The sequence below is a fragment of the Pseudomonas sp. RtIB026 genome (genome assembly GCF_016861355.2).
GTDB classification, from domain to species: domain Bacteria; phylum Pseudomonadota; class Gammaproteobacteria; order Pseudomonadales; family Pseudomonadaceae; genus Aquipseudomonas; species Aquipseudomonas peradeniyensis.
Genome location: NZ_AP023348.2, coordinates 1,480,781 through 1,493,717, shown reverse-complemented (window position 1 = coordinate 1,493,717; position 12,937 = coordinate 1,480,781). Strand labels below are relative to the sequence as shown.

Here is a 12,937-nt window from a genome sequence, read left to right as displayed (position 1 = left end):
TCAATGCCGCATATTCTGATCGTCGAAGACGAAACCATCATCCGTTCGGCCCTGCGTCGCCTGCTCGAACGGAACCAGTACCAGGTCAGCGAAGCCGGCTCGGTGCAGGAAGCCCAGGAACGCTTCAGCATTGCCACCTTCGACCTGATCGTCAGCGACCTGCGCCTGCCGGGCGCCCCGGGCACCGAGCTGATCAAGCTCGGCCAGGGCACCCCGGTGCTGATCATGACCAGCTACGCCAGCCTGCGCTCGGCGGTGGACTCGATGAAGATGGGCGCGGTGGACTACATCGCCAAGCCCTTCGACCACGACGAGATGCTCCAGGCCGTGGCCCGCATCCTGCGCGACCGGCAGAACGCTCCAGCCGCCGCGCCTGCCGCCGAACCACGCGCCGGTAACGGCAAGGCCGCCAGCGACAAGGCAGGTAGCGCGGCCGCCAACGGCGAGATCGGCATCATCGGCTCCTGCCCGCCCATGCAGGACATGTACGTCAAGATTCGCAAGGTCGCCCCGACCGACTCCAATGTGCTGATCCAGGGCGAGTCGGGCACCGGCAAGGAGCTGGTCGCCCGAGCCCTGCACAACCTCTCGCGCCGGGCCAAGGCACCGATGATCTCGGTGAACTGCGCGGCGATCCCCGAGACCCTGATCGAGTCGGAACTGTTCGGCCACGAGAAGGGCGCGTTCACCGGCGCCAGTGCCGGGCGCGCGGGCCTGGTCGAGGCCGCCGACGGCGGCACGCTGTTCCTCGACGAGATCGGCGAACTGCCCCTGGAAGCCCAGGCCCGCCTGCTGCGCGTGCTACAGGAAGGCGAGATCCGCCGGGTCGGCTCGGTGCAGTCGCAGAAGGTCGATGTGCGCCTGATCGCCGCGACCCACCGCGACCTGAAGAACCTGGCCAAGGCCGGGCAGTTCCGTGAAGACCTGTACTACCGCCTGCACGTGATCGCCCTGAAACTGCCAGCCCTGCGCGAGCGCGGCAGCGACGTCAACGAGATCGCCAATGCCTTCCTTGCCCGCCAGAGCGCACGCATCGGCCGCGACGACCTGCACTTCTCCCACGAGGCCGAGCAGGCCATCCGTCACTACAGCTGGCCGGGCAACGTGCGCGAACTGGAAAACGCCGTGGAGCGCGCAGTGATTCTCAGCGAGAGCGCGGAAATTTCCGCCGACCTGCTGGGCATCGATATCGAGCTGAGCGACCTGGAAGACGATGACGTGCTGGACAGCCTGCCAAGCCTGGCCAGCGCCAACAACGCCAGCCACGAGCCGACCGAGGACCTGTCGCTGGAGGACTACTTCCAGCATTTCGTCCTCGAGCACCAGGACCACATGACCGAGACCGAGCTGGCGCGCAAGCTGGGCGTCAGCCGCAAATGCCTGTGGGAACGCCGCCAGCGCCTGGGTATCCCGCGACGCAAGAGCAACGCCACCAGCGACAATTGATTCTATGTAATCCGATCGCGGGGCCAGCCCGCTCCCACGCCAGCCTTGCCTGGTCCGTGGGAGCGGGCTAGCTCCGCGATGCGTTTGTGCGGTAACACATCAGTCCCCGCAAAAATCTGTTACCCACCCTGTCAGCCGTAACATCCCCCGAGGCGTAAGGTAACGAAATTTCTACATTTGCCCCGCCCAAAAACCTGCCTGAACCACTGAAACCCCCGATTTCATTGGGTTTTCAAAAGTTGGCACGGCACCTGCTACATGTTTGGTACAAGAACAATAACAAGCACTGCAACTCAGAATAAGAACAAGACGAAACGGCTCACGCACAATAAGAACAAGACGGCGGAGGCGCAGCTAACTGATTCTTTTGGAGAGGCGTTGTGTTTGGGGCTTGCCCCACGATCAGGCAGAGAACAACAAAAACTGCACTAAAAAGCAGCACCTGAACTGATTGGATCGACAGATCAGCATCAACTCGGCGACCAAAGCAATCCGTTTGCTCTTCACCCCCGGTTTGGGGGTCGTCCACAAGCTTCGAGATTTGTGGACAGGGCATTCAACAAAAACAAGAAGCCCGGCAGAAAAACAATAAGAGCACGCAACGACTTTGATGGGGAGCTTCGGCTCCCCATGTCGTTTCTCCCTTTCGCATCGCCCTTGCCACACCGCCTACACCATTCCCCCAGTAAATGCTAGAATCCCCGCCCATCATGCGGCCATTCTCCTATCCTTGGCCGATCATTCCTTCAAACAGTGCATCCCATGCTGAAGAAGCTGTTCCAGTCGTTCCGCCCGCCCGTCCGTGGCCAGCACCACAGGCGCACCACGCCTGAAGTGATCAACAAGAGCCAGCACTCGCTGCAGCGCAGCCAGTTCAGCCGCCATGCCGTGGGCATCGTCGAGCGTCTGCAGGCAGCCGGTTACCAGGCCTACCTGGTCGGTGGCTGCGTGCGCGACCTGCTGCTGGGCATCACGCCCAAGGACTTCGACGTCGCCACCAGCGCCACCCCCGAGCAGATCCGCGCGGAGTTCCGCAACGCCCGCATCATCGGCCGGCGTTTCAAGCTGGTGCACGTGCATTTCGGCCGTGACATCATCGAGGTCGCGACCTTCCGTGCCCCGCACTCGGATGAAGACCAGTCCGATAGCCACCGCTCGTCGCACAATGCCAGCGGCCGCATCCTGCGCGACAACGTGTACGGCACCCTGGAAGAAGACGCGCAACGCCGCGACTTCACCATTAACGCCCTGTACTACGACCCGGTCAGCGAGCGCATCCTCGACTACGCCAACGGTGTCCACGACATCCGTAACCGCCTGCTGCGCCTGATCGGCGACCCGACGCACCGCTACCAGGAAGACCCGGTACGCATGCTGCGCGCCGTGCGCTTCGCCGCCAAGCTGGACTTCGGCATCGAGAAGCACACCGTGCAACCGATCCGCGAACTGGCGCCCATGCTGCGTGACATTCCGCCGGCACGCCTGTTCGAGGAGTGCCTCAAGCTGTTCCTCAACGGCCAAGGCGCGATCACCTTCGAGATGCTGGTCGACCTGCAACTGTTCGAGCCGCTGTTCCCGGCCAGCAGCCAGGCCCTGGAAGAACGCCCGACCTACACCCACACCCTGATCAGCCAGGCCCTGAGCAACACCGACCTGCGCGTCAAGCAGGGCAAACCGGTGACCCCGGCATTCCTCTTCGCCGCCCTGCTCTGGCCGGCCCTGCCGGGCCGCGTGCTGTACCTGCAGAGCCAAGGCGTGCCGCCGATCCCTGCCATGAACGGCGCGGCCCACGACCTGATCGCCGAACAATGCGCACGCATTGCCATCCCCAAGCGATTCACCCTGCCGATCCGCGAGATCTGGGACATGCAGGAGCGCCTGCCACGACGCAGTGGCAAACGCGCCGACATGCTGCTGGACAACCCGCGCTTCCGCGCCGGCTACGACTTCCTCCTGCTGCGTGAAAGCGCCGGCGAGGAAACCGACGGCCTGGGCGAGTGGTGGACCGACTACCAGGACGCCAACGACAGCCAGCGCCGCGACATGATCCGCGAGCTCGGCAGCCGTGACGACGGCGGCACTGCCGGCCCACGCAAGCGCAAGCGCAGCGGCGGCAAACGCAAGCGTGATGACGAGCAGGCCTGGGACTGAGCATGAACACCCGTGCGTTCATCGGCCTGGGCAGCAACCTGGATGAGCCCGCCGAGCAGCTGCGCAGCGCCCTGCAGGCGCTGGACCTGATCACCGACACCCGCCTGGCGGCGGCCTCGGCGCTCTACACCAGCGACTCGCTGCTGCCCGGCCAGCCGCGCTACACCAATGCCGTGGCGGCCATCGACACGGCCTTGGCGCCGCTGGACCTGCTCGACGCGCTGCAAGCCATCGAGAACGACCAGGGCCGCGTGCGCCAGGAGCGCTGGGGCCCACGCACCCTCGACCTCGACGTGCTGTTGTTCGGTGACCGGGTCATTGACGTGCCGCGCCTGCAGGTGCCGCACTACCACATGCACGCACGCCCCTTCGTGCTCTACCCGCTCGCCGAGCTGGTGCCCGCCGAATTCCGCCTCGCCGACGGCCGCGCCCTGGCGCAGTTGCTCGAAGACTGTCCGTTCGTCGGCCTGGAACGCCTGTAATTCGGGCGTTTCCGACGGCGGTAACGCCAGTAACACCGGTACCGTAACAATGCGGTAACACGGCTGGTTGACTTCCCCCACCTCGCTCACGACTATAGGCGTCCCGCGGCGCCACTCTGCCGCAATCACCCATTTAGGCCCGGACGGACCTGTGCCCGAACATCACAGACGATGATGTGCCGCTCCGGAAGATGAATACACGCGTTGTACGCAGTTGTTGTTCACAGCGCCTGAACGAGGATTCCCCTACATGCCTGAAGTAACCCTGACCACCCTGCATGGCCTGAAGGCCAAGGGTGAAAAAATCACCATGCTGACCTGCTATGACGCGACCTTCGCCAAGGCCGCCAGCCAAGCCGGCGTGGAAGTCCTGCTGGTGGGCGACTCCCTGGGGATGGTCCTGCAGGGCCATGACAGCACCCTGCCGGTCACCAACCGCGACATGGCCTACCATACCGCCTGCGTCAAGCGCGGCAACGATGGCGCGCTGATCCTCGCCGACCTGCCGTTCATGGCCCACGCCACTCCCGAGCAGGCCTTCGCCAACGCCGCCGAACTGATGCGCGCCGGCGCCCACATGCTCAAGATCGAAGGCGCCGCCTGGCTCGGCGAGACCATCCGCCTGCTGGCCGAACGCGGCGTACCGGTGTGCGCACACATGGGCCTGACCCCGCAGACGGTCAACGTGCTGGGCGGCTACAAGGTCCAGGGCCGCCAGGAAGCCCAGGCCCGGCAGATGCGCGCCGACGCCATCGCCCTGGAGCAGGCTGGCGCGGCCATGCTGCTGCTTGAGTGCGTGCCCAGCGAGCTGGCGGCAGAGATCACCCAGGCGGTGGGCATTCCGGTGATCGGCATCGGCGCCGGCAGCGCCACCGATGGCCAGGTGCTGGTCCTGCATGACATGCTCGGGCTGTCGCTCAGCGGCCGCGTGCCGAAGTTCGTGAAGAACTTCATGGCCGGCCAGCCGGACATCCAGAGTGCCCTGGCTGCCTACGTTCGCGCGGTCAAGGACGTCAGCTTCCCTGGCAGCGAACATGGGTTCAGCGCATGAATACCGTCAAGACCGTCCGTGAACTGCGCGCCGCCGTGGCCCGCGCCCGTGGCGAAGGCAAGCGCATCGCCTTCGTGCCGACCATGGGCAACCTGCACAGCGGCCACGCCGCCCTGGTGACCAAGGCCGCCCAGCGCGCCGACTTCGTGGTCGCCAGCATCTTCGTCAACCCGCTGCAGTTCGGCGCCGGCGAAGACCTCGACAAGTACCCCCGCACCCTCGTCGCCGACCAGGAAACACTGCTGCAGGCCGGCTGCCACCTGCTGTTCGCCCCCACCGTCGAGGAGATGTACCCCGACGGCATGGCGGTGCAGACCCGGGTGAGCGTGCCGCAACTGTCCGAAGGCCTGTGCGGCGCCAGCCGCCCCGGGCACTTCGAAGGCGTGGCGACGGTGGTCAGCAAGTTGTTCAACATGGTCCAGCCAGACCTGGCCGTGTTCGGCGAAAAGGACTTCCAGCAACTGGCGGTGATCCGCGCCATGGTGCGCGACCTGAACATGCCGATCCAGATCATCGGCGAGCCGACCGTGCGCGCCGAGGACGGCCTGGCGCTGTCGTCGCGCAATGGCTACCTGACGCCGGAGCAGCGTGCCACCGCCCCGGTGCTGTACCGCACCCTGAGCGGCATCGCCGACGCCCTGCGCCGTGGCCAGCGCGACTACCCGGCGCTGATCGCCGAGGGCCAGGGGCAACTCGAAAGCGCCGGGTTCCGTAAGGATTACCTGGAAGTGCGCCACGCCGTCACCCTGCGCCCGGCGCAAGTCGATGACCGTGACCTGGTGGTAATCGCCGCGGCTTACCTGGGTAACACCCGGCTGATCGACAATCTCTACCTGCACCTCGAAGAGCAGAGCGCCTGATATGACCCGTGGGAGCGGGCTTGCCCCGCGATAGCGCCTGCCCAGGCAACCGCAATCGCAAGGCAAGCCCGCTCCCACGACGCTCAACCTCACGAAGTCTGCTGTCACAAAGCCAGCTCTCACGATCACCCTCGTGACAATTTTCATCCTCCTCGCTTGCCTCACCCATTCCCGGTTTCCTGCCAATGCCTATAATGTCCAGCTTGCAACCGGCAACGAATGCCGCTGTCCAAGCCTGACCATGCACCAAGGAAACCACCCGCAATGGCGTATTACCGTACCCCCCACGATGTGACGGCGCTGCCCGCCTGGCAGGCGCTTCAGCAACACCGCGACGCCATGCAGGGCTTCAGCATGCGCGAAGCCTTCGCCGCCGACGGCAAGCGCTTCGAGCAGTTCTCCTTGAGCAGCTGCGGCCTGTTCCTCGACTACTCGAAGAACCTGATCACCGAGCAGACCCGTGACCTGCTGGTGAACCTGGCCAAGGACGTCGACCTGGAAGCGGCCATCAAGTCGATGTTCAGCGGCGAGATCATCAACGCCTCCGAAGGCCGTCCGGTGCTGCACACCGCCCTGCGCCGCCCGGTCGGCGACAAGCTCAGCGTGAACGGCGTCAACGTGATGCCGGAAGTGCACAAGGTGCTGAACCAGATCACCGAACTGGTCGGCCGCATCCACGACGGCCTGTGGCGCGGCTACAGCGAAAAACCGATCACCGACGTGGTCAACATCGGCATCGGCGGCTCGTTCCTCGGCCCCGAGCTGGTCTCCGAGGCGCTGCTGCCCTACGCCCAGCGCGGCGTGCGCTGCCACTACCTGGCGAACATCGACGGCAGCGAGTTCCATGAGCTGTCGGCCAACCTGCGCGCCGAGACCACCCTGTTCATCGTCTCGTCGAAGTCGTTCAACACCCTGGAAACCCTGAAGAACGCCCAGGCCGCGCGCACCTGGTACCTGGCCCAGGGCGGTTCGGAAGCCGAGCTGTACCGCCACTTCATCGCCGTATCCAGCAACAAGGCCGCGGCCGTGGCCTTCGGCATCCGCGAAGAGAACATCTTCCCGATGTGGGACTGGGTCGGCGGGCGCTACTCGCTGTGGTCGGCCATCGGCCTGCCGATCGCCCTGGCCATCGGCACCGCCAACTTCAAGGAACTGTTGTCCGGCGCCTACACCATGGACCAGCACTTCCAGACCGCGCCGTTCGAGAAGAACATGCCGGTGCTGCTGGCCCTGCTGGGCGTGTGGTACGGCAACTTCTGGGGCGCCCAGGCCCACGCGATCCTGCCGTACGACCATTACCTGCGCAACATCACCAAGCACCTGCAGCAACTGGACATGGAGTCCAACGGCAAGAGCGTGCTGCAGGATGGCACCCCGGTGAAGACCGAAACCGGCCCGGTGATCTGGGGCGGCGTCGGCTGCAACGGCCAGCACGCCTACCACCAGTTGCTGCACCAGGGCACCCAGCTGATCCCGGCGGACTTCATCGTCCCGGTGGTGAGCTTCAACCCGGTGGCGGACCACCATCAGTGGCTGTACGCCAACTGCCTGTCGCAGAGCCAGGCGCTGATGCTCGGCAAGACCCGCGAGGAAGCCGAGGCAGAACTGCGCGCCAAGGGCCTGAACGAGGCCGATATCGCCAAGCTGGCGCCGCACAAGGTGATCCCGGGCAACCGCCCGAGCAACACCCTGGTGGTCGAGCGCATCAGCCCGCGCCGCCTCGGTGCGCTGGTGGCGATGTACGAGCACAAGGTGTTCGTGCAGAGCGTGGTCTGGGGCATCAACGCCTTCGACCAGTGGGGCGTGGAGCTGGGCAAGGAACTGGGCAAGGGCGTGTACCAGCGCCTGGTGGGCGCCCAGGAGGACAACGCCGAGGACGGCTCCACCCAGGGCCTGATCAACTACTTCCGCGGCCGTCACCGCGGCTGACGCTACACAGCCGCTCTTTGTGTAGGAGCGGCCTTGTGCCGCGAAAGGGCCGCACAGCGGCCCCGGCAATCATCATGGGGCCGCTTCGCGGCCCTTTCGCGGCGCAAGGCCGCTCCTACACGGACACCATGATCCTCAAGGAACATCACCTCTAGCTACACTGTCCATCGAATAGCCGTTGCAGTCCCTCGCCCCTAACAAGAGCAGGACCACCCGCCATGTTCGATATCCGCGACTATCCCCAGGCCCTGGCCGTGAGCCAGTCCGCCACCCTCAGCGACGACGAATACCGCCGCCTCTACCGCCAGTCGGTGGATGATCCCGACGCCTTCTGGGCCGAACAGGCCAAGCGCCTGGACTGGATCAAGCCCTGGTCAAGCGTGCAGCAATGCGACCTGAACACCGGCAGCGCCCGCTGGTTCGACGGCGCCCAGCTCAACGTCAGCCATAACTGCATCGATCGCCACCTGGCCCAGCGCGGCGAGCAAACCGCCCTGCTCTGGGAAGGCGACGATCCCGCGGACAGCAAGGCCATCAGCTACCGCGAACTGCACCGCCAGGTCTGCCGCCTGGCCAACGCCCTGAAAGCCCGTGGTGTGAACAAAGGCGACCGGGTGTGCATCTATATGCCGATGATCCCCGAGGCCGCCTACGCCATGCTCGCCTGCACGCGCATCGGCGCCATCCACTCGGTGGTGTTCGGCGGATTCTCCCCCGATGCCCTGCGCGACCGCATCCTCGACGCCGACTGCCGCACCGTGATCACCGCTGACGAAGGCGTGCGGGGCGGCAAGCGCATCCCGCTCAAGCACAACGTCGACAAGGCGCTGGCAAACTGCCCGAACGTCAGCAGCGTGCTGGTGGTCAGGCGCACCGGCAGCGATGTGATTTGGAGCGAAGACCGCGACCTCTGGTATCACGAGGTGACGGAAAAGGCCGCTGACGACTGCCCGGCCGAGCCGATGAACGCCGAGGATCCGCTGTTCATCCTCTACACCTCGGGCAGCACCGGCAAGCCCAAGGGCGTGCTGCATACCACCGCCGGCTACCTGCTGCAGGCGACCATGACCTTCAAGACCGTGTTCGACTACCGCGACGGCGAGGTGTTCTGGTGCACCGCCGACGTCGGCTGGGTCACCGGCCACAGCTATATCGTCTACGGCCCGCTGGCCAACGGCGCGATCTCGCTGATGTTCGAGGGCGTGCCCAACTACCCCGACACCTCGCGCTTCTGGCAAGTGGTCGACAAACACCGGGTGAACATCTTCTACACCGCGCCCACCGCCCTGCGCGCGCTGATGCGCGAAGGTGCCGGCCCCTTGCAGGGCACCTCACGCGAGACCCTGCGCCTGCTCGGCAGCGTCGGCGAGCCGATCAACCCGGAAGCCTGGGAATGGTATTTCGAAGAGGTCGGCAAGAAACGCTGCCCCATCGTCGACACCTGGTGGCAGACCGAGACCGGCGGCATCATGCTCACCCCCCTCCCCGGCACGCCACGGCTCAAGCCGGGCTGCGCCACCCAGCCGATGTTCGGCGTGCAACCGGTACTGCTGGACGACAAAGGCAAGCTGATCGAAGGCCCCGGCGCCGGGCTGCTGGCGATCAAGGCCAGCTGGCCCGGGCAGATCCGCAGCGTCTACGGCGACCACCAGCGCATGGTCGACACCTACTTCAAGCCGATGCCCCGCTACTACTTCACCGGCGACGGCGCCCGCCGCGATGCCGATGGCGACTACTGGATCACCGGGCGCATCGACGATGTGATCAATGTTTCCGGCCACCGTATCGGCACCGCCGAGGTGGAGAGCGCCCTGGTGCTGCACGACAGCGTCGCCGAGGCCGCCGTGGTGGGTTATCCCCACGACCTCAAGGGCCAGGGTGTGTATGCCTTCGTCACTCCCATGAACGGCGTGACGCCGGACGACGCGCTCAAGGCCGAACTGCTGGCCCTGGTCAGCAAGGAGATCGGCAGCTTCGCCAAACCCGAGCTGATCCAGTGGGCCCCTGCCCTGCCCAAGACCCGCTCGGGCAAGATCATGCGGCGCATCCTGCGCAAGATCGCCTGCAATGAACTGGACAACCTGGGCGACACCTCCACCCTCGCCGACCCGAGCGTGGTCCAGGGCCTGATCGACAAACGCCTGAACCAATAGGCCGCTTCGCAGGGCGGCCGCTGCCGGCCGTCCTGCGGTGAATTGACATATCGGTAAATACCGATATTATCGCGTCATGGAACTGCTCGACGTATTCAAGGCACTCTCGAACCGCACACGCCTCGAGATCCTCAAAGGCTTGAAAGACCCGGTGAATCACTTTCCTCCACAGGACGAAGGTGACGTTCACACCGTGGGTGTCTGTGTGAGCAGTATCCAGGAAGGCGTGGGGCTGTCGCAGTCAACGGTGTCCGACTACCTGGCCACCCTGCAGCGTGCAGGCCTGGTCGAGGTCCGCCGCATTGGCCAGTGGACCTACTACAAGCGCAACGAAGCAGCCATCAGCGCGCTCGCCGAGCTGATCGGGAGCGACCTGTAGGGTTTGCTTTTACCTCGATATATCGGTATTTCCCGATATCCCGTTTTAACGAAATCAAGGAGCAATCCCAGAGGTGCCTGCCAGGCGCCCAGAAACAGAAAGGCAGCTTGATCTCACTTTATATATCGACATTTCTCGATATCCCTTTTTATAGAAGCGAGGAAACACCATGAAAGCGTTGATACTGGATGCCTTCGGCGGCCCGGATGCATTCGTCTATCGTGACATCGCCAAGCCGGTGCCAAAAGCCGGGCAGGTACTGGTCAGGGTGCATGCCACCTCCGTCAATCCGCTGGACTACCAGGTGCGTCGCGGCGACTATCCCGACCTGGTGCCGCTGCCGGCCATCACCGGGCACGACGTCTCCGGCGTCGTCGAGGCCGTCGGGCCTGGGGTGACGGCGTTCAGCCCCGGTGACGAGGTGTGGTACACCCCGCAGATCTTCGAGGGCGCCGGCAGCTATGCCGAATACCACGTCGCCGCCGAAGGCATCGTCGGCCGGAAGCCGCCGTCGCTGAGCCATCTCGAGGCGGCAAGCCTGAGCCTGGTCGGCGGCACGGCCTGGGAGGCGCTGGTGGTCCGCGCGGCGCTCAGGGTGGGCGAGAGCATCCTGGTGCATGGCGGTGCCGGCGGCGTCGGCCATGTGGCGATCCAGCTGGCCAAGGCCATGGGCGCCAGGGTCTTCACCACGGTACGCGAAGCGAATGCCGAATTCGCGCGACGCATGGGCGCCGATGTGGTCATCGACTACGAGCGCCAGGACTATGTCGATGTCATCCTCAAGGAAACCGCAGGCCATGGCGTCGACGTGGTATTCGACACCATTGGCGGCGATACCCTGTCTCGCAGCCCGGACGCCCTGGCCCAGTTGGGGCGCGTGGTGTCGATCGTGGACATCGCGCAACCACAGAACCTCATTCAGGCCTGGGGCAAGAACGCGAGCTATCACTTCGTCTTCACCCGGCAGCAGCGCGGCAAGCTCGATGAGCTGAGCGCGCTGGTCGAGCGCGGACAACTGCGGCCACATGTGGGCGCCATCTATCCCCTGGCCGACGTTGCGCTCGCCCATGCCCGGCTGCAAAGCCCCAACAATGGCCTGCAAGGAAAGATCGCCATTGCGGTCGTGCCTGCGGCCGAACCCAGCAACGCTTGACGCCCCCTCGCCCAACCCAATCATGAGGACCGCCATGATCTACGAAATCGCCATTCTTCCCATCCAGCAGGCGCGCATCGACAGTTTCAGGCACGCCTTCGCCGAAGTCGCCCCTCTGCTCAGTCGGGCCAAAGGGTACCTCAGCCACCTGCTCGCGCAAGGGATCGAAACACCCCATCACTTCAACCTGATCGTACAGTGGCAATCCCTCGAGGATCACACGCCTGGCTTCGAGACCAGCGAAGACCACCAGGTCTTCATGGCCCACCTCACACCGTATTTTTCCGAGGAGCCCACGGTTTATCATATCCACGGAGGCGCGCTCGAGACGCACGCCCCCGCCGGCCCGGGAGACGCCAGGCCAATGGACATACGCCTCAATTCATAGACGGCCGCCATGGCGGCCAGCACAGGTCGCCATGGAAGTCCTACGTCGTCGCATCGAAACCCAGGTCATGAGCCTCACCGGGCTGGCCCTCGGCCAGCTCGACCTGGAATCGCCCAAGGGTGATCCCGGCCTGTTCGGCCCAAAGAGCATCAGCTGGCAGGTACATGGCGACTTCCCCAGCATGTTGGTGGGCGGGATCAGCGCGTTGATGCTGCAACTGCTGCACCCGCTGGCACTGGCCGGGGTGTGGGACCATTCGAACTTCCGCCAGGATCTGCTCGGACGCCTGCGCCGTACCAGCCAGTTCATCTCCGGCACCACCTTCGGCTCGACCCGCGACGCCGAGTGGCTGATCGACAAGGTTCGCACCATCCACCTCAAGGTGACCGGCACCGCGCCCGATGGCCGTCCCTATGCGGCGAGCGACCCCGACCTGCTGACCTGGGTGCATGTGGCCGAAGTCAGCAGCTTCCTCGCCGCCCACCTGCGTTATCGCAATCCTCGCCTGCCACGCGCCGAGCAGGACGCCTACTACGACGAGATCGCGCTGATCGCCGAGCGCCTCGGCGCACGTGACGTGCCACGCTCCTGCGCCGAGGTCGACGAGTACCTGCGGCGCATGCGCCCGCAACTGCAGTGCGACGCGCGCAGCCTGGAGGTGGTGGACATCCTGCTCAAGGCCCCGGCGCCCAGCCGGATGGCCGAGCCGGTGGGCAAGCTGATGCTCAAGGCCGGCATCGACCTGCTGCCCGAATGGGCCAGCGAAATGCTCGGCCTGCACCAGAGCGCGGTCGAGCGGCGCATGATCCGCCTGGGCCTTAACAACACCGCCCCGGTGCTGCGCTGGGCCATGCGCGACGGTTCGGCGCACCGCGCACGGCGGCGCATGGGCATCGAATGAGGTATTTTGCTCCGTTCATCGGAACCGATTTAACGTGCCATACT

Annotated in this window: 11 protein-coding genes; all 11 read left to right on the top strand. The window is 65.1% G+C overall.

Annotated elements, in window-relative coordinates:
- Positions 1 to 3 precede the first annotated feature (3 nt).
- The 11 genes from PRtIB026_RS06735 (at position 4) to PRtIB026_RS06685 (ending at position 12,893) form a co-directional block, all read left to right on the top strand.
- Positions 4 to 1,446: a sigma-54-dependent transcriptional regulator gene (locus PRtIB026_RS06735; protein ID WP_203648074.1), complete on the top strand. Its 1,443-nt coding sequence runs from the start codon at positions 4 to 6 to the stop codon at positions 1,444 to 1,446.
- Between the two features lie 762 nt (positions 1,447 to 2,208).
- Positions 2,209 to 3,597: a polynucleotide adenylyltransferase PcnB gene (locus tag PRtIB026_RS06730; RefSeq protein ID WP_203648075.1), complete on the top strand. Its 1,389-nt coding sequence runs from the start codon at positions 2,209 to 2,211 to the stop codon at positions 3,595 to 3,597.
- 2 nt (positions 3,598 to 3,599) lie between these two features.
- Complete coding sequence (gene folK, locus PRtIB026_RS06725) at positions 3,600 to 4,079, top strand: 2-amino-4-hydroxy-6-hydroxymethyldihydropteridine diphosphokinase (RefSeq protein ID WP_203648076.1); 480 nt, start codon at positions 3,600 to 3,602, stop codon at positions 4,077 to 4,079.
- Between the two features lie 250 nt (positions 4,080 to 4,329).
- On the top strand, positions 4,330 to 5,130 hold the full coding sequence (gene panB / locus PRtIB026_RS06720; protein WP_110735118.1) for a 3-methyl-2-oxobutanoate hydroxymethyltransferase: 801 nt from the start codon (positions 4,330 to 4,332) through the stop codon (positions 5,128 to 5,130).
- Positions 5,127 to 5,990: a pantoate--beta-alanine ligase gene (gene panC, locus PRtIB026_RS06715; RefSeq protein ID WP_203648077.1), complete on the top strand. Its 864-nt coding sequence runs from the start codon at positions 5,127 to 5,129 to the stop codon at positions 5,988 to 5,990. The genes panB and panC overlap by 4 nt, the downstream gene beginning before the upstream one ends.
- Positions 5,991 to 6,254: 264 nt before the next feature.
- Positions 6,255 to 7,919: a glucose-6-phosphate isomerase gene (gene pgi / locus PRtIB026_RS06710; protein ID WP_232856611.1), complete on the top strand. Its 1,665-nt coding sequence runs from the start codon at positions 6,255 to 6,257 to the stop codon at positions 7,917 to 7,919.
- 218 nt (positions 7,920 to 8,137) lie between these two features.
- Complete coding sequence (gene acs, locus PRtIB026_RS06705) at positions 8,138 to 10,072, top strand: acetate--CoA ligase (protein ID WP_203648079.1); 1,935 nt, start codon at positions 8,138 to 8,140, stop codon at positions 10,070 to 10,072.
- 76 nt (positions 10,073 to 10,148) lie between these two features.
- Entirely contained in the window at positions 10,149 to 10,451 is a 303-nt protein-coding gene (locus PRtIB026_RS06700) for an ArsR/SmtB family transcription factor (protein ID WP_203648080.1), read from the top strand.
- Positions 10,452 to 10,620: 169 nt separating this feature from the next.
- Positions 10,621 to 11,604 (top strand): zinc-dependent alcohol dehydrogenase family protein, encoded by a 984-nt coding sequence (locus PRtIB026_RS06695; RefSeq protein WP_203648081.1) that lies wholly within the window; start codon positions 10,621 to 10,623, stop codon positions 11,602 to 11,604.
- A 34-nt stretch (positions 11,605 to 11,638) separates the two neighbouring features.
- Positions 11,639 to 11,992 carry an antibiotic biosynthesis monooxygenase family protein gene (locus tag PRtIB026_RS06690; RefSeq protein ID WP_203648082.1) on the top strand — a complete coding sequence of 118 codons (354 nt, stop codon included), beginning with the start codon at positions 11,639 to 11,641 and terminating at the stop codon, positions 11,990 to 11,992.
- A 31-nt stretch (positions 11,993 to 12,023) separates the two neighbouring features.
- Entirely contained in the window at positions 12,024 to 12,893 is an 870-nt protein-coding gene (locus PRtIB026_RS06685; RefSeq protein ID WP_203648083.1) for an oxygenase MpaB family protein, read from the top strand.
- Positions 12,894 to 12,937: the final 44 nt, after the last annotated feature.